General features: G+C 68.5%; 14 protein-coding genes and 2 tRNA genes. 10 read left to right on the top strand and 6 right to left on the bottom strand.

Annotated elements, in window-relative coordinates:
* The first annotated feature begins 18 nt into the window (after positions 1–18).
* Genes ACOOHF_RS02400 through ACOOHF_RS02385 form a run of 4 tightly spaced genes read left to right on the top strand, consistent with a single transcriptional unit; the run spans position 19 to position 4359 of the window.
* Positions 19–1089, top strand: coding sequence for a branched-chain amino acid ABC transporter permease (locus ACOOHF_RS02400; RefSeq protein ID WP_419936324.1), 1071 nt, complete (start codon positions 19–21; stop codon positions 1087–1089).
* Between the two features lie 27 nt (positions 1090–1116).
* Positions 1117–2301 carry an ABC transporter substrate-binding protein gene (locus ACOOHF_RS02395; RefSeq protein WP_419936325.1) on the top strand — a complete coding sequence of 395 codons (1185 nt, stop codon included), beginning with the start codon at positions 1117–1119 and terminating at the stop codon, positions 2299–2301.
* Positions 2302–2323: 22 nt separating this feature from the next.
* Complete coding sequence (locus ACOOHF_RS02390; RefSeq protein WP_419936869.1) at positions 2324–3115, top strand: ABC transporter ATP-binding protein; 792 nt, start codon at positions 2324–2326, stop codon at positions 3113–3115.
* Positions 3112–4359 carry a phenylacetate--CoA ligase family protein gene (locus ACOOHF_RS02385; protein ID WP_419936326.1) on the top strand — a complete coding sequence of 416 codons (1248 nt, stop codon included), beginning with the start codon at positions 3112–3114 and terminating at the stop codon, positions 4357–4359. The genes ACOOHF_RS02390 and ACOOHF_RS02385 overlap by 4 nt, the downstream gene beginning before the upstream one ends.
* Here the strand turns inward: ACOOHF_RS02385 and ACOOHF_RS02380 are convergent.
* The gene (locus tag ACOOHF_RS02380; RefSeq protein WP_420463219.1) at positions 4356–5672 is read right to left on the bottom strand and encodes an amidohydrolase family protein; all 1317 of its coding nucleotides are present in this window, start codon (positions 5670–5672) and stop codon (positions 4356–4358) included. The two genes, ACOOHF_RS02385 and ACOOHF_RS02380, sit on opposite strands and share 4 nt — an antisense overlap.
* A gap of 192 nt (positions 5673–5864) precedes the next feature.
* Between ACOOHF_RS02380 and ACOOHF_RS02375 the strand changes: the two genes are divergently transcribed.
* Entirely contained in the window at positions 5865–7067 is a 1203-nt protein-coding gene (locus ACOOHF_RS02375; RefSeq protein ID WP_420463218.1) for an ATP-binding protein, read from the top strand.
* Between the two features lie 11 nt (positions 7068–7078).
* Here the strand turns inward: ACOOHF_RS02375 and ACOOHF_RS02370 are convergent, their stop codons facing one another.
* Positions 7079–7900 carry a TauD/TfdA dioxygenase family protein gene (locus ACOOHF_RS02370; protein WP_420463217.1) on the bottom strand — a complete coding sequence of 274 codons (822 nt, stop codon included), beginning with the start codon at positions 7898–7900 and terminating at the stop codon, positions 7079–7081.
* Positions 7901–8121: 221 nt separating this feature from the next.
* Between ACOOHF_RS02370 and ACOOHF_RS02365 the strand changes: the two genes are divergently transcribed.
* Together ACOOHF_RS02365 and ACOOHF_RS02360 are read left to right on the top strand one after the other, a co-directional pair.
* The gene (locus ACOOHF_RS02365) at positions 8122–8601 is read left to right on the top strand and encodes a cupredoxin domain-containing protein (RefSeq protein WP_419936330.1); all 480 of its coding nucleotides are present in this window, start codon (positions 8122–8124) and stop codon (positions 8599–8601) included.
* Positions 8602–8638: 37 nt separating this feature from the next.
* Positions 8639–10045 (top strand): cytochrome-c peroxidase, encoded by a 1407-nt coding sequence (locus ACOOHF_RS02360; protein WP_420463216.1) that lies wholly within the window; start codon positions 8639–8641, stop codon positions 10043–10045.
* Between the two features lie 21 nt (positions 10046–10066).
* Here the strand turns inward: ACOOHF_RS02360 and ACOOHF_RS02355 are convergent, their stop codons facing one another.
* Positions 10067–11266, bottom strand: a complete 1200-nt coding sequence (locus ACOOHF_RS02355) for a TlpA family protein disulfide reductase (RefSeq protein ID WP_420463215.1) — start codon at positions 11264–11266, stop codon at positions 10067–10069.
* 260 nt (positions 11267–11526) lie between these two features.
* On the opposite strand from ACOOHF_RS02355, the gene ACOOHF_RS02350 reads away from it, so the two are divergent.
* The 3 genes from ACOOHF_RS02350 to ACOOHF_RS02340 are packed head-to-tail and all read left to right on the top strand — an operon-like array spanning position 11527 to position 15082.
* Positions 11527–12825: a hypothetical protein gene (locus ACOOHF_RS02350; RefSeq protein WP_420463214.1), complete on the top strand. Its 1299-nt coding sequence runs from the start codon at positions 11527–11529 to the stop codon at positions 12823–12825.
* A complete protein-coding gene (locus ACOOHF_RS02345) occupies positions 12822–14249 on the top strand; it encodes a Gfo/Idh/MocA family protein (protein WP_420463213.1) in 1428 nt (475 codons plus the stop codon). Before ACOOHF_RS02350 ends, ACOOHF_RS02345 begins: the two co-directional genes overlap by 4 nt.
* 29 nt (positions 14250–14278) lie before the next feature.
* Positions 14279–15082 carry a hypothetical protein gene (locus ACOOHF_RS02340; protein ID WP_420463212.1) on the top strand — a complete coding sequence of 268 codons (804 nt, stop codon included), beginning with the start codon at positions 14279–14281 and terminating at the stop codon, positions 15080–15082.
* A 1-nt stretch (position 15083) separates the two neighbouring features.
* On the opposite strand, the gene ACOOHF_RS02335 is transcribed toward ACOOHF_RS02340, so the two are convergent.
* From ACOOHF_RS02335 to ACOOHF_RS02325, 3 genes are all read right to left on the bottom strand, one after another.
* Positions 15084–15395 carry a hypothetical protein gene (locus tag ACOOHF_RS02335; protein WP_420463211.1) on the bottom strand — a complete coding sequence of 104 codons (312 nt, stop codon included), beginning with the start codon at positions 15393–15395 and terminating at the stop codon, positions 15084–15086.
* 105 nt (positions 15396–15500) lie between these two features.
* Positions 15501–15575 (bottom strand) — tRNA-Gly (locus ACOOHF_RS02330).
* Between the two features lie 44 nt (positions 15576–15619).
* A tRNA-Ser gene (locus tag ACOOHF_RS02325) sits at positions 15620–15705 on the bottom strand.
* Positions 15706–16000: the final 295 nt, after the last annotated feature.

The following is a 16000-nucleotide window of genomic DNA, read 5'->3' as shown; positions in this document are numbered from 1 at the left end:
CCGCCGCCGGCGACCGCGATGTTGAACACCGAGTGCGGTGTCTTTCACACGGACTACCGGAGCGACATGGGCCTCCGGCGCAAGCCGGCGGAACGCGTCCGGCTCGGCCTGTTCCTGGGCGCGCTGCTCGTGTTCCCGTTCCTCGCTTCGCCGTACTGGCTGAACCTCGCCAACCAGATCGCGATTGCGACGATCGGCGCGCTGGGGCTGAACATCCTCGTCGGCTATACGGGGCAGATCTCGCTCGGACAGGGCGCGTTCATGGCCGTGGGGGCGTACACGTCCGCCCTCCTCACGCTCAGGCTGGGTCTGCCGTGGGGCGCGAGCATCGTCTGCGCCTGCTTCGCGACCGCGGCCGTGGGCGTCTTCTTCGGACTCCCCTCGCTGCGGCTGAAGGGGCTCTACCTGGCGATCTCGACGCTGGCGGCGCAGGAGATCGTGGAGTGGGTGGTCACGCACTGGCCGGGGCTCACCGGCGGCGTCGAGGCGCTCGTGGCGCCCGCGCCGCGGCTCTTCGACCAGCGCCTGAACACCGACTTCGCCTTCTACTGGCTCGGCATCGCGCTGGCGGGCGGGACCGCCCTCTTCACGGCGAACCTCTTCCGCTCGCGCATCGGCCGCTCCTTCGTCGCGGTGCGCGACCAGGACATCGCGGCGAGCGTCATCGGGGTCAACGTGTTCCGCACGAAACTCCTCGCGTTCGCCACCTCGTCGTTCTTCGTCGGGCTGGCCGGGGCCCTGACCGCGTACTACCGCAATATCCTCTCCTGGGAGCGGTTCACGCTCGAGACGAGCATCCTGTATCTGGCCATGATCATCGTCGGAGGCCTGGGGACGATTCGCGGGTCGCTGTTCGGGGCGGCGCTCATCACGACCCTGCCCGCGATGATCACGACCCTCGGCCGGGGGCTGCAGGAATCGACGCCGGCGATCGCCGCCCAGCTGCCCAACGTCCAGCAGGCAGCATTCGGGCTCGTCATCATCCTCTTCCTCATCTTCGAGCCCGAAGGTCTGTCCAAACTGTGGCGGAACGTGAAAGACTACTTCTCCGTGTGGCCGTTCGCGTATCGTCGCGGAGAAGGCCGCTGAAACACGAAGTAGAGGGAGTGCCCGGACATGCGTTCCACCCGATCCCCGATCCTGGCGGCCGTCCTCGTGCTCTGTGCGTGCGGAGGCTCGGGGGAGAGAGCGGAAGACGAGATCCTGATCGCGGCCATCTTCGATCTCACGGGTCCGACGGCCGACGTCGGCCTCGACTACGCCGCGGCGGTGCAGGGGCATGTGGAGTGGCTGAACGAGCAGGGGGGCATCGGCGGCCGGCCGGTGCGCCTGATCTATCAGGACTACGGCTACCAGGTTTCCCGCGCAGAGCAGCTGTACACCCAGTTCGTGCAGGAGGGCGCCCTCATCTTCATGGGCTGGGGTACCGGCGACACCGAGGCCCTGCAGCTGAAGATCGCGGAGGATCGTATCCCGTTCGCGTCGGCCTCCCTCTCCCATGTGCTGGGAGACGCGGAGGCGTCGCCCTACAACTTTCTCGTGGCGACGAGCTACAGCGATCAGTTCAAGATCGTGCTCCGCTGGATCGCCGCAGACCACCGGGCGAAGGGCGGGGAAGGGAACGCCCGCGTCGCCTTCATGCACAGCGCGAGCGCGTTCGGCCTTTCTCCGTGGGCGCAGGGCGGCGAGGACTACGCACGCGAAATCGGGGTCGACGTCACTCCCTACGAGATGCCGCGGGCCGCGACCGACTATACGGCGGAGTTCTCGCGGATCAGCCAGTCGGGCGCGGACTACATCGTGTTCCAGAACACCTCGGCCCCGGCGGCGGTCGCCCTTCGGAACGGCCGCAGCCTGGGAGTCGACGCGACCTTCGTATGCCTCAACTGGTGCGCCAACGCCCTGCTCATGAGGCTGGCCGGGGTCGACGCGGAAGGCGTGATCGGGGCGATCCCGTACGCCCCTCTGACCGACGACGTCCCGGGGGTCGAGGACATTCGCGCCTACCTGGCGTCGCGGGGCGAGGACTACCGGGAGAAGACGAATGCGTACACGCAGGGGTGGTGGACGCTGGGCGTGTTCGTGGAGGGCCTGCGCCGCGTCGTCGAAGCGGGACAGGAGTTGAACGGGGAGAACATCAAGCGGGCCCTGGAGACGCTGGACGGGTTCGACACGGGCGGCGCGGGTCCCCCGCTCACCTTCACCGCCACGGATCACCGGGGTTCGAAGGGACTCCGGCTCTTCCATGTCGAGGACGGCGTGTGGTCGCCGCTGACCGAGTTCCTCGCCGCCCCGAACTAGCCCGGAGACGTCCTTGAACGCTCTGCTGGAACTTAACAGCGTCGAGGTCCTATACGACGATGTCATCCTCGTGCTGCGAGGGCTCTCGCTCGAGGTGGGCGAGGGACACATCGTCGCGTTGCTCGGCTCCAACGGAGCCGGCAAGACGACGACGCTGAAGGCGATCTCGGGGCTGCTCGATGTCGAGGACGGCGAAGTGACCGACGGCTCGATTCGCTTCGACGGGCAAGAGATTCACGGTCGGCCCCCCGACCGAATCGTCCGTGACGGGATCTTCCAGGTCCTGGAGGGCCGGCGCGTGTTCGAGCACCTCACGGTGCACGAGAACCTCCTCGCGGGGGCGCACACGCGGTCGGAGCGCGGTCGGGTGCCGGCGGATCTCGACGGCGTGTACGAGTACTTCCCCCGGCTCGGGGAGCGCCGGCAGCAGCAGGCGGGATACCTGTCCGGGGGCGAGCAGCAGATGCTGGCCCTGGGGCGCGCGCTGATGGCGCGCCCGCGGCTCATGCTGCTCGACGAACCCTCGCTCGGGCTCGCGCCGCTCCTCGTGCGGGAGATCTTCGAGATCATCCGGTGGATCAACGAGGAAGAGGGGACGACGATCTTGCTCGTCGAACAGAACGCGCGCATCGCTCTCTCGATCGCCGACTACGGCTACGTCATGGAAGGGGGGCGTGTAGTGCTCGAAGGGTCGGCCGAAGTGCTGAGAGAAAACGAGGACGTTCGCGAGTTCTACCTCGGGCTGAGCGAGATCGGCCGCCGTTCGTATCGGGACGTGAAGCACTACCGACGCCGCAAGAGGTGGCTGTCATGAACCCGGAGGCTCCGAAGCCGCGCCTTTGGGACCCGGCCGCGGAAGCGCCGGCGGATTGGGGTGCCGCGCAGGACGCGCTCGCCGACCGGGCCGTCCGCCTCGCGCTCGAACGCAGCCGTGAAGCGAGCGGACGGCTGGGGGAGGCCGGTATCTTGCGGCCGGAGCGACGGGGCGTCGCGGGGCTGCGTCGGGTCGCGGTCCTCGCGAAGGACGATCTGCCGGACCTCCAGGCGGGCGACCCGCCCTTCGGCGGAATGCTGGGTGTGGATCTGAGCTCGTTGCGCCGCCTTCATCGGTCGCCCGGCCCGATCAATGACCCCGAGGGCCGGAGGGCGGACTTCTGGCGCATGGCCACCGCGTTCACGGCCGCGGGGTTCCGCGCCGGCGACATCGTGCTCAACACCTTCTCGTACCACCTGACGCCGGGCGGGCACATGATGGACGCCGGGCTGCGCGAGGTGGGCTGCGTAGTCGTCTCCGGCGGGGTGGGAAACACCTCGGGCCAGGCCGCCTTTGCGTCGCAGATCGAGGCGACCGGCTACGTGGGGACGCCGCAGTTCCTCCTCACTCTGCTCGAGCGGGCCGCGGCGGAGGGCGTGCCGCTGAGCTTCCACCGCGCGCTGGTCAGTGGGGCGCCCCTGCCGCTGGCGCTGCGCAAGGAACTGGAAGGGCGGCACGGCATCTCCGTATTCCAGGTGTACGGGATCGCCGATGCGGGTGCGATCGGCTACGAGTGTGCCGCCAGGGACGGGTGGCACGTGGCGCCCGGCGTGGTCGTGGAGGTGCTGGACCCCGCCACCCGCGAGCCGTGTGGCCCGGGCACCCCGGGCCAGGTCGTCGTCACGAGCCCCAACCCGGTCTATCCGCTCGTCCGCTTCGGCACCGGAGATCTGTCCGCGTTCATGCCGGATGCGTGCGACTGCGGACGGACATCGGCGCGCCTCGCGGGCTTCCTCGGCCGGGTGGGCGAGGGCGTGAAGGTGCGCGGCATGTTCGTCCACCCGCGCCAACTGGCCGAAGCGCTCGCCGGCCAGCCCGGCGTGGCGCGGTATCAGGCCGCGGTCACCGCAACGGGCTATCGGGATATTCTGACGGTCCTGGTCGAAGCCGGGCCCGGTCGGGAGCTCGATCTGGACGGACTCGACGTTCGTCTACGAGAGGCGACCCGGCTCCGCGCCGCAGTGCGGGCCGTGGAACCGGGGACGATCGCCGAAGACGCCCCCCCGCTGGTGGACCTGCGCTAACCGGAGACCGAGGGGACCTCGTTTCCGGCGATCCAGACCGACTCGATCGCACGCAGGTTCTCGACGCCCTCCAGCGGATCCGCGGAGAGGAGGATGAGGTCGGCCCAGTTCCCGGTCGCGATCGTGCCGACGCCTTCCAGACCCGCGCAACGCGCCGCGTCGCCCGTGGAGGCGACCAGGATCTGCATCGGCGACATGCCCGACTCCGCCATGAGGGCGAGTTCCATGTGCTCGAAGTAGCCCTGGAAGCGCGCCGCCGGCCCCGTGTCCGTGCCCATGGCGATCGTGACGCCCGCGTCGGATAGGGCGCCGAGGTTCCGCTGCGCCTGCACGAGGGCCTCCTTGTAGCGCTGGGCCGACTCGCTCTCGCGATAGCGCGCCATGCTCTCCGGGGCGCGCAGCGCCTCCAGCACCCCCGGCTCCGCCGACGCGAGGAAGAAGGCGTCCGCGAAGAACTCCGGCTCGCTCTCGTACACGAAGGTCGAGACCTCGCGCGTGAGCGTCGGCGAGTAGCAGACACCGGCCTCGATCAGCCGCTCGGCGAGCGCGTCGTCCACGTCCTGGTCGCGGACGCTGTGCACGATGAAGTCGACGCCCGCGTCGAGCAGCCCGTGGGCGTCCTCCAGGTAGAACAGGTGCGCCGCCACCGGGAGTTCCAGTTCGTGCGCCCGCTCGATCACGGCCCCGTACACGTCCGGCGTCATCTTGCGGGTCGCGCCGAGGTTATCGTCGACCCGGATCTTGATGAAGTCGACGCCCATGGCCGCGTTTCCGTTCACCATCTCGAGCGCGGCCCCCGGCGTGTCCCCCGTCACCACCGCGCCCGCCACGAAGAGTCGGGCCCGATCCAGGCCCGGCGTGCCTTGCTCGTCCCGCACCTCGACCCCCGCTGGTTCATCCCCTCCGAGGCTCACGACGGTCGTCACGCCGTAGCTCGCGTACAGTTGGAGGTGACGGAGGACGTTCGCCCGCGAGTAGTGTCCGCTTTCGAGACCGAGGGTGGCGCCCACATGGCCGTGCGCGTTGATGAGCCCGGGGACGACGTACTTCCCGGCCGCGTCGAGAACTTCGGCGTCGGCCGGGATCTCGACCTCCGCCGAAGCCCCGACGGACTCGATCCGCCCGTCCCGGACCACCACCGTCGCGTCGGAGACGGGTTCAGCACCCGAGCCGTCGATGACGGTCGCGCCCACGATCGCGAGGGCCGGCGTCCCCGCGTCCAACGCCGAGGTCTCCCCGTCACCGCCGCCACAGGCCGCAAGGGTGCCTGTCAGGAGAAGCGCGATTGCCGGCAACGGGATCGACTTCGACATGGTCCAAACTCCTCTGGCGGTTGCTCGCTGCGCCTCGCCGGGCGGGACGATCATCGTAATGGCCGGAGGTCTAACCGGCAAATAGCCGACACTCTAACCGGCAAATAGCCGGTAGCCTGACCGGCAAATGGCCGCTATCTTCCGGTCATGACCCAGGACTTGGCGTTGTACCCCCGTTCGGTGGCCTCCGTCTTGCGCGAGGCTCTGTCCGACACGCCGGTCGTGTGTCTCGCCGGACCTCGTCAGAGCGGCAAGACCACACTCGCTCGCGTACTCATGCCCGAGCGGTCCTTCGTGAGCCTGGACCATCCTCCATATCTCGACGCGGCTTCCGCGGACCCCGCAGGTTTCGTCGACAGCCTCCCCCGGGAAGTGACGATCGACGAGATACAGCGGGCACCGGGGCTCCTACCCGCAATCAAACTGTCCGTGGACATGGATCGTCGTCCGGGACGATTCCTCCTGACCGGCTCTGCCGACCTGCTGCTCCTCCCCTCCGTCACCGAGTCACTGGCCGGCCGGATGGAGGTGGTGCGTCTCATGCCGCTGTCGGAGTCCGAGAAGGAGCGACGACCGGGTCGTTTTCTGGGCGATTTCCTCGACGGCCAGCTGCTGCCTTCACATCGCGCCCGGATGGCGCCGGCCGCACCGGAACTCGCTGCGCGGCTGGTCGCAGGCGGCTACCCCGAGCCTCTCACGCGAACTCCGACGCGCGCCCGCCAGTGGCACCGTCAGTATGTGCGGAGCATCGTGGATCGGGATGTCCTCGAAGTGTCGAAGGTCCGGGTTGCCGATCAGGTCGGCCATCTCCTGGAGCTACTCGCCGTCCGAAACGGCGAACTGTTCAACGCCAGCGGCCTGGCGCGCGACCTGGGCCTGAACCGCGACACGGTGGCCGAGTATGTCTCGGTGCTCGAGCGCATCTTTCTCGTTCGCCGATTGCGTGCCTGGCACCGGAACCCCGGAAAACGACTCGTCAAGGCACCGAAGATTCATCTCATCGACAGCGGTCTCGCGGCCACGCTGGCCCAGTTGTCCGCGTCTGACTGGCTCACGAAACGGCAGCGTATGGGGCACCTCCTTGAGTCCTTCGCCGTGGAGCAGTTCGTGGCGCAGGCCGGCTGGACGCATCCCGATGTCCGTTTCTGGCACTACCGGGACAGAGATGGACACGAGGTGGACCTGGTGGTCACGCTCGGGTCGCGGACCTGGGGCGTCGAGGTGAAGGCGACGAGCACTCCGGGACGGTCGGCCGGGCCGGGACTGAGACGCCTCGCCGCTCTATGTGGGGATGACTTCGAGGCCGGCATCGTAGTCTACAACGGCAACGATATCCTTCCGCTCGCGGAGGAGAGGATGCTGGCCGTTCCCTTCAGCGAACTCTGGGCACGGTAGCCCGACCGCAGTCAGGCGGGGCGTTCCCCCCGAATGGTGACGCGGTAGCCGGAGCGCACGTGGGGGAAGTAGTCCCAGATCGCGTGGTGCTGCGTGCAGCGGTTGTCCCAGAAGGCGATCGAGTTCTCGCGCCAGCGGAAGCGGCAGTGGAAGTCCGGGCGCTGCACATGGCGGAAGAGGAAATCGAGCACCGCCTCGCTCTCGCCCGGCGGGAGGCCCGCGATGCGGACCGTGAACATCTGGTTCACGAACAGCGCCTTCCGCCCCGTCACGGGGTGAGTCCGGACGACGGGATGCTCCGACGACGGATACTCCCGGCCTCCGTCATCACGCCCGATCAACCGGTTCACTTCCCGGTAGTAGGGGCCGCCGTCGTGGATCGCGGTGAGGCCCTCCAGCAGCGCCTTCATGTGGTTGGACAGCGCCTCATGCGCGGCGTACATGTTCGCGAACAGCGTATCGCCCCCGGCCTCGGGCACGGTGTGCATGCGCAGGATCGAGCCCATGGGCGGCGTGGGATCGCACGACACGTCCGAATGCCAGCGCTCGCCGGTCGCGCGCACGGAGTGCTCGTCGGCATGGATCCGCATCACTTCGGGGTGTCCCTCCAGCCCCGGATCGTTGGGGTGGACGACGAGTTCCCCGAATCGCGCCCCCAGCCCCTTCTGGCTCTCGATCGAGATGCCCTGGTCCCGGAAGAAGAGGACGCAGTGCGCCATGAGCGCGTCGCGGATCGCCTCGAACCCGGCGTCGTCGAGGGCTCCCAGATCCACGCCTTCGACTTCGGCGCCGATCACCGGCGTGACGGGACGGATGGTGGGCGTCGTTCGCATGTCGGCGAATCTCGGGCACCGGTCCCGCGACAGCAACGTGGCCGTCGAGGGCGCCCGTGCGCCCGCGTCTCGCAACCTCCGTCGCGGGGGACGTGTAACCCCCTGCACGCGGCGAGAGCTTGCCTCAGGCACGCAGGCCACCTCATTTTTTCAGGTCGGACCGCGCCCCGCGCCCGGCTCGACGTCATGTGAGAAGTGGCTGTACCCCAGGAGGGACTCGGATGAAGGGTCGTTGGCCAGTCCTGTTGTTCGCGACGGTCGTTGCCCTCAACTGCGGAGGTGGGGGCTCCGGCGCCGATATCGTCGCTACGCCCATTGACCCGCCGCCGCCGGGGCCGCCGCCGGCTCCCAGGCCTCCGACCCCGCCCCCACCTCCGCCGTCGCGCGTCGAGCCACCGTTCGGCTCGGACGCCAACTTCGACATCCAGGACGACACGTTCGTCGATCCCGCTGGGAATCACGACCAGGAAGGCCACGTGGAGGTGAAGCGGAACGCGACCATCACCTGGACGCAGAACGGGGGCAACATCCACCGTGTGGAGTTCAGCAAGGTTCCCGAGGGTTCGAAGTCGCCCGACAGCACCGACCTGCGGCCGGGACAGATCTGGGAGTTCCGTCCCAAGGTCGAGGGAGATTACGTCTTCTTCTGCCGCTATCACGAGTACATGATGGATGTGCGAATCACCGTGGCAACGCCCTGACCGGAGCTTCGTCCAGGCCTTGCGGGGAGTTGCTCACGTGCTGAATCGAACCCGGCTGTCACTGGCGATCGCGGTCGCGGGAATCCTTCTCGGAATCGGCGCCTGCGGCGACAACTCCGTCGGCCCGCCGAACCCGCCCCCCGGGCCCCCGCCGGAGCCGCCGCCGCCCTCTCCCGCGGAGGTGCGCGCCATGCTCATCGATACCGTGCGCCTCCTCGTGGATCACCGGAACCTCGATCCGCTCGAACCGCCGCCTCCCGTGCGCCCCGAACTCGTGGAACTCGGACGGAACCTGGCGTTCGACCGGATCCTGAGCGGGAATCGCGACATCTCGTGCATGACGTGTCACCTGCCGAGCTTCGCCACCGGGGATGGCAGGTCCCTCTCCATCGGGGTCGGCGGGAGCGGGCTGGGACCCGGCCGTACCCATCCCGACGGCGAGTTCATCCCCCGGAACTCGCCCGCGCTCTTCAACCTTCACCTCTCGACGCAGTTCTTCTGGGACGGGTTCGTGGAGGAGTTGGAGGATGGATCGATCTCGACGGAGGTCGGGGAGCAGTTGACGCCGGAGATGCAGGCGGTGTTCGAGTTCGGCGCGCTCTCGGCGCAGCCCATGATCCCGGTGTTGCGGCGCAAGGAGATGCGGGGTTCGGGCGACGGGAACGAACTGTCGGCGCTGGACGACGACGACTTCACCGGCGTGTGGGTGGGGCTCATGGCGCGGCTGGGGGAGATCGAGGCATACCGGGAGATGTTCGAGGCCGCCTATCCCGGCACTCCTTTCGAGGATATGACGTTCGCGCACGCGGCCAACGCGATCGCGGGCTTCTACGTCTCCGACCTCACGTTCATCGACACGCCCTGGGACCGTTTCCTGAGGGGGGACGACGACCAGCTCGGGGACTCGGCGCTGCGCGGCGCCAAGAGCTTCATGACGATCCGCTGCATGCAGTGTCACGACACGGACCAGTTCGACGACCGGAACAACGAGCACCACAACGCCGCCATCCCGCAGATCGGGCCGGGGCTGGGAGACGGGCCGGGCGGGAACGACGACTTCGGGCGCGAGCGGGTCACGGGGGATCCGACGCACCGGCGGCTCTTCAAGACGCCCCCGATGCGCAACGTCGAGTTGACCGCGCCCTACGGGCATGCGGGACAGTTCGCCACGCTGAAGGCGATCGTCGTGCACTACGACAGCATCGACAACCGCCTCAGGGACTACGACGTGTCGCAGGTTGAGCCCGCTCTCCAGCCCACGCTGCTCAACAACTTCGACGAGATCCTGGCCACGCGGGACACGATCCTGATCCCGATCACCTTCGACGACGCGGGGGCGGACGACCTCGTCGCGTTCCTGGAGTCGTTGACGGATGAGGCGGCGCGCGACCTCTCGCACCTCGCGCCTGCCAGCGTCCCGAGCGGTCTGCCCATCGACAGGTAGCCCGCCGGAGTCAGCCCGGGGTCAGTCGCTCCCATCGAGGAGCGACCGGATCACCCGTTCCAGCTCCCGCGCCTCGGTCTCCGGATCGTCCTGAGCGGGGTTCCTGACCAGCGCCAGGTCGCCGCTGGTGTCGACGACATACAGCGCGGGCGGCGAGATCAGCTTGTAGTCGGCGGCGATCCGCTCCGCGTGGAGCAGGATCGGGACGTCGAGACCCCATTCCCCCAACGTCCGAGCCGGTTCGACTTCCGGACTCTCCCACCCGTTGAGGGCAAGGAAGCGAACCCCGGGGCCCGCGAGCCGCCGCGATACGCGGTCGTGCTCGGTCGCGAGGTCGCGGCAGGGGATGCACCAGCTCGACCAGAAGCTCAGCACCACGATCTCTCCCCGGAGTTCGGAGAGCTGAAGCGACGCGCCTTCCGCCGTGGGGAGACGCCAGTCGGGCGCCGGCACGCCGGGGACGAGCGCCCGCTCGTCCTCCTCGAAGACTTGCTCGGCGTCGGGACCCGTCAGGTCCACCTGGATCGCGAGTTGCTCGGGCGAGGTGGGCGGATCGATCTCCAGTCGCCGAATCTCGAACGCGAGTGCTCCGCTCCCGTCCTCCGACTCCCAGCGGAAGGCGCGGGGCAGGCCGTCCACGACCCCGATGTGCCACCACGCGCGCGCGGGCCCGAACTCGTCGCTCGTGCCCCGCAGGACGTCGCAGAGGACGCCGCCGACTGTCTCCTGGCTAACGAGTTCGAACTCGCCCGCGAGTTCCGCCCCGAAAGGAGGCGCTTCCGTGAACTCGGAGAGAACCGCGAAAGGGGCGTTCGCGACGAGATGTCCGGATCCGCCCGAGATCGTGCCGTAGCTGAAACGCGCCAGCGCTTCGTCGCGCGCGGCGACAGGATCGCCGCCTCCCGACAGGATGAGGGCGGGCGCGGGGTCGTCCCCGGCCTCGGCGGGGTCCCACGACGGCGAGGGCCGAAGCTCGGCCCGGTAGAGCACCGGCCCGTCCGCGGGGCGCACGAGCCGGACCAGGCCGGTGAAGGAGCCGGCGGCGCTCCCGGATCCCTCGTACGAGTACTCGTAGGCGAGGCTCTCGAGCCGCTCGATGGCCTCGGCGGAGGCGAGCAGTCGGTCCCGCGCCGTCGGCACCTCCGCGCAGGCGGCGCACAGCGTCACCGCAATGCCCGCGACCATGATCTTCCGCGCTCGCCACAGGTTACCGAACATCATGATTGCGATCTCTCCTCGCCGCTCCGGTCCGAGCGGCCCCCGCGCCCCGGCATGAGGGATTCCGTCTTCCCAACCACGGGCCGAAAATAGTCGAGGGAGAAGGCAGGGACGAGCATGCCGCCGGCGCGGGATACCGCGCAAACGCAACGGGGCTTTTGCCGCGGGTCGGCAGCAATCAGGATACACGTGTCCGTACATCCGTTACCGAGACTCGTCGGTCTGCGGCACGGTCGCGTGTAACGACAGGAGAGGTGGCTACCATGAGCAGGAGAACCGCGTGCGCCGTGAGGTTGGTGGTTCTGGTCCTCGCAGCGTGGCCGGCGGCGGCGGCGGCGCAGGCACGGCTCGCGGCGGATATGGCGAGTGAAGACGGGGCGACTGCGGTGGCTGCCCTGCTGGAGGCGCTGCGGATTCCGCGGCAGGAACGCGGCGCGGAGCTCAGGAGCGCGCTGCTGGAGGCGTTGGCGGCGCACGGACGGCGACCGGACGAAGGGGCGCAGCCCGCCCCGGGCTACGAGGCGCTGGCCGATCATGTGGATGTCCTCCTGGAGGAAGTGCGCGCGATGGAGGATCCGGCGGCGATCCCGGCGCTCCTGTGGTCTCCGGACTTCGGCAGCCTCGAGGCCGTGGCGGTGGCCGAAATCGGCTGCGGAGGGCAGGTGGCAGCGCTGGAGGCGGCACTGGAGATGGCCACATGGGGCGGAGATCGAACGCCGAACGGTCTGTTTGCGCTCCGCGTCATGGTCGAACTGTGGGGCGGAGCGGAGGCCCTCCCCCCGGAAGCGTACGCGCTCCTCGTGGACGCGGCGACGCTGTATCTGGACGGGCCGGGGGAGCGATACCCGAGAGTGACGTCGAGCGCGACCTGGCGCAACGGCATGGTGGTGCGCAGGGCCCTGGGCCTGGCGGCGGTGCTCGACGACCCCGGGCTGCGGGCGCGCATGGAGCAGATCGCGTCGGACGTCGCGGTGGCGCGGCAGCTGGGCGTAACGGAGGATCTGCCCGAGGGGTCCTCCGGGAACCTGCAGACTCTGGCGACGGCCCTTCTCGGGGGCAAACCGCCGGACCCGCGGCCTTACGCCCCGGCCCTGCGTTCCGCGGCCTATACCGAGCAGCTGCCTTCGGCCGGCAGGGACGATCCGATCTTGCAGGTGAGCGAGGCTCTGCCCTCGGTCGTCGATGTGGCCGAGGAATTGGAGATCGGCGAGTGCTTGGCGCACTTCGCCCGCGCGTGGTCGGACGACTATACGCCGGTACCGCTCCGGGTGGAGTTCCCCTCCGGGCCGACCCCGCCGGCCGAGCCGTCGGAGGTGTTCGAACACGAGCGGAAGCGGGGGGACGAGGTGGTGATTCGCGTGGTCTGCCTGCATCCGCCCACGGCGTGGCACCGCGAGTACCTCCGAGGCGTACTGCTGCAGCGTCTCATGCAGTCGCCGGGGGTGCGGGATGCCGGCGGCTGGCTGCGGCTGCGGCCCGGGTGGAACGTGATCCGAAGCCCGGAGGCGACGCCGGGGACGGTCTGCGCCGCTGGAGGCCGCCCGTCACGGGGGTCACGATGAGAGATGAGATGGGAGACGAGATGGGAGACGAGAAGACCGGCGGCCGCGGATCGCCGTCCGCGGCTGTGGACCGGCGCACGCTCCTCAAGCTGGGCGCCCTGGGTGCCGGTGCGGCCATCCTGTCCGGGTGCCGGGGGCGTGGTGACGGCGAATCGACGCCGCAGGGCTCCTACGACGGTGACCCGGCCCCGGAGGCGCTCTTCGCGGCGCCGCCGATGGAAACGGTCCGCATCGGCTTCGTCGGGATCGGCGGCATGGGTTCGGTCCACGTCCGGAACCTCCTCGACATCGAGGGCGTCGAACTGACGGCGCTCTGCGACATCCGGCCCGAGCACGCGGAACGGGCGCGCGACTGGGTCGTCGAGGCCGGAGGGCTCGAGCCCACGCTGTATACGCGCGGGGAGACGGATTTCATCCGCATGTGCGAGGCCGAGGATCTCGATCTCGTCTATACCGCGACGCCGTGGCAGTGGCACGTGCCCGTCTGCGTGGCGGCCATGGAACATGGGAAGCACGCGGCGACCGAGGTCCCGGCGGCGTACACGATGGAGGACTGCTGGCGGCTCGTGGAGACCGCCGAGAACACCGCGCGCCACTGCGTGATGATGGAGAACGTGAACTACGGGCGCTGGGAGATGATGGTCTTCCACATGGTACGGCGGGGGCTTTTCGGGGAGATCCTGCACGGGGAGGGCGGCTACCTGCACGATCTGCGCGCGATCAAGTTCGCCGACACCGGCGAGGGGCTGTGGCGGCGTGAGCACTCGAAGACGAGGAACGGGAACCTCTATCCCACGCACGGCCTGGGGCCGATCGCGAACTGCATGGACATCAACCGCGGAGACCGCTTCGACTACGCGGTATCGATGAGCGGCCCCTCGCGCGGGCTGCAGGACTTCGCGCGCGAGCACTTCGCGGAGGATGCGCCGGAACGCCGGGAGACCTTCGCGCTCGGAGACGTGAACGTCACGCTGATCAAGACCGCCCTCGGGCGGACGATCTACGTCTCGCACGACACGAACCTCCCGCGCCCGTACTCGCGGATCCATCTGGTCCAGGGGACACGCGGCCTCTTCCAGGGCTACCCCGAGCGCGTCTACGTCGAGGGCCGGAGCGAAGAACACCGCTGGGACGCCGCGGAGGACTACCTCGAGGAGTTCGAGCACCCGTTGTGGCGCGAGATGGCGGGGGCCGGGGCGGGGCGCGGACACGGCAGCATGGACTATCTGGAGGATTACCGTCTCATCAAGTGTTTTCGCGAGGGACTGCCCACGGACATGAATGTGTACGACGCGGCGGCGCTTTCGGCGGTGTGCGCCGTGAGCGAGTCGTCCGTGGCGGACCGGAGCCGGCCGGTCGACTTCCCGGACTTCACCCGCGGACGGTGGGAGACCTGGCCGCAGCTCGACGTGGTCGAGGCCTGACCGCGCGTCGGCGCCGGCGGCCTCTCGTCGTGCGCGCGCTGGGCGGCCTGGCCGCCCTCACCCTGACCGGGCTGGCCGTTGCGGCCGCGTACATGGGGTTGCGGTCCCTGGGCTTGCGCCCCCGCTGGGAGGTCGCGGCTCCGGCCGCGAGCCCGGCGCCGGAGCTTGAGAGCCGCATGCCCCCGCCGCTTTCACCGCAAGGTGTCGCCTCGGACGGGCCCGGAGCGGGCGGGGAAGGCGACCCGTCGCCTTCGGAGGGCGGTCGGGCCGCTCCTTACGAGGCTGCGCGGATCGAGTTCGAGACCTACGGCGATGGCCGTCCGGTGGAATCCAACTCCGCGGTGGCGGAGGAGTGGCGCGATCAGGGTCTCGTGCTCTCCTTCCAATCGTACACGGCGGACGCCACCCGACCCCATGTGCTCGACGCCCGCGGATACCTCCCGCCGACCGCTTCGATGCACGCGCTCGGTCCCCCGCTGTCCGGAGAGCAGGGACTCGAAGTCGGGATGACGCATCTCGACTTTCCCGGGCGTCCGCGAAGGGCGGCGTTCAGCCTGTTCGGCCCCGACCTCATCGAGAGCTTCCTGGTCATCGTCTGGAGCGGAGGCGAGCGCCTGCCGGAGGCGGCCGCGACGCACTCACCCGATACGCGGTACGGGACGGACGGAAACCCTGACGCGGGGCAGGCGACATACAGCCCGGGCGGACGCGCCCGCTTCCGGGCCGAACGCGTCGTGGTGGAGGTCGCCGCGGGGATCGACCGCATCTCCCTCGACGGGTGGGGCCCGCCGGGGCACATCCTCCTCGTGGACCACCTCGAGATCGTCCCCTGACTCAGCGGATCGGGATGCGCACCCAGAACTGGTGGGTGTGCACGGTGGCGTCCGCCAGCGTCAGCGGCCCCTCCGGGGCGACGACGAAATCGCCCCCGCGGTCCGGCGAGTTCAACACGATTCCGCGATCCACGCCCGGGTGGCCGGTGCCCGTGGTCAGACGCACCCCGTAATGCAGATCCACGCCCCGCAGCCGGAAGACCGCCGCCGCCTCGGGGGTCCACTCGATCCAGGACTCGTCCTGCGTCCTGAATTCGCCGTTCACGTTGTTCGTCTGCTCGAGCGTGTAGTCGTAGGAACGGGTCTGGTTCACTTAACGCAAAACGTCGTTAAGATGAACGGTAAAAAGTACACTCGACAAAAAACACACATCTGTGTATCTTGATGAAAAATAGCGATGGATGACGATAGAAAACGGACCCCCCGGCGGGACTTGAACCCGCGACCTACCGATTGGTGCTCGGCTGCTCTATCCTTTCTGAGCTACGGGGGGTCCATCAAGATACAGCGGCGAGCTACGAGAGGAAAGCGAGTGGGTGGTGGAGGTGGGATTCGAACCCACATGACCGGGGATGGTCGCCGGATTTCTAGTCCGGTGCGTCTTCCATTTCCGCCACTCCACCGCTATCCATCGTAGGTGTCCCTCTGAAGATGGCAGCATCAGCATACGCTGTCAACGGGGAATTAATGGCTATGGAATAGAGTATTCTTCCACAAGGCTCCAATCTACATTCCAACCAATCTCCCTTAGTGCCCAAATTGTAACAATAGATACGGGTGGTAATGGTGAGGATGCTACAGGTGTCATAAGTTCACCTGGCATACTACCACGGCGCCAATGCGTATTACTGCCCTGATACCCTGGTGTATTTTCTAGTGGAGTACCTGGCTCATCTCTTTCTCCTCCGACGTAGTCGA

The organism is Candidatus Palauibacter sp. (assembly GCF_965216145.1).
Lineage (GTDB): Bacteria > Gemmatimonadota > Gemmatimonadetes > Palauibacterales > Palauibacteraceae > Palauibacter.
Note: the sequence above shows the minus strand (reverse complement) of the source record. Positions and strands in the feature narration are given on the sequence as shown.

What these genes read in the sequence shown, in the direction of transcription:
- ACOOHF_RS02400 (WP_419936324.1), top strand. Translation starts at nt 19, where the DNA reads ATGTTGAACACCGAGTGCGGTGTCTTTCACACGGACTACCGGAGCGAC.
- ACOOHF_RS02395 (WP_419936325.1), top strand. Translation starts at nt 1,117, where the DNA reads ATGCGTTCCACCCGATCCCCGATCCTGGCGGCCGTCCTCGTGCTCTGT.
- ACOOHF_RS02385 (WP_419936326.1), top strand. Translation starts at nt 3,112, where the DNA reads ATGAACCCGGAGGCTCCGAAGCCGCGCCTTTGGGACCCGGCCGCGGAA.
- ACOOHF_RS02380 (WP_420463219.1), bottom strand. Translation starts at nt 5,672, where the DNA reads ATGTCGAAGTCGATCCCGTTGCCGGCAATCGCGCTTCTCCTGACAGGC.
- ACOOHF_RS02370 (WP_420463217.1), bottom strand. Translation starts at nt 7,900, where the DNA reads ATGCGAACGACGCCCACCATCCGTCCCGTCACGCCGGTGATCGGCGCC.
- ACOOHF_RS02365 (WP_419936330.1), top strand. Translation starts at nt 8,122, where the DNA reads ATGAAGGGTCGTTGGCCAGTCCTGTTGTTCGCGACGGTCGTTGCCCTC.
- ACOOHF_RS02355 (WP_420463215.1), bottom strand. Translation starts at nt 11,266, where the DNA reads ATGATGTTCGGTAACCTGTGGCGAGCGCGGAAGATCATGGTCGCGGGC.
- ACOOHF_RS02350 (WP_420463214.1), top strand. Translation starts at nt 11,527, where the DNA reads ATGAGCAGGAGAACCGCGTGCGCCGTGAGGTTGGTGGTTCTGGTCCTC.
- ACOOHF_RS02345 (WP_420463213.1), top strand. Translation starts at nt 12,822, where the DNA reads ATGAGAGATGAGATGGGAGACGAGATGGGAGACGAGAAGACCGGCGGC.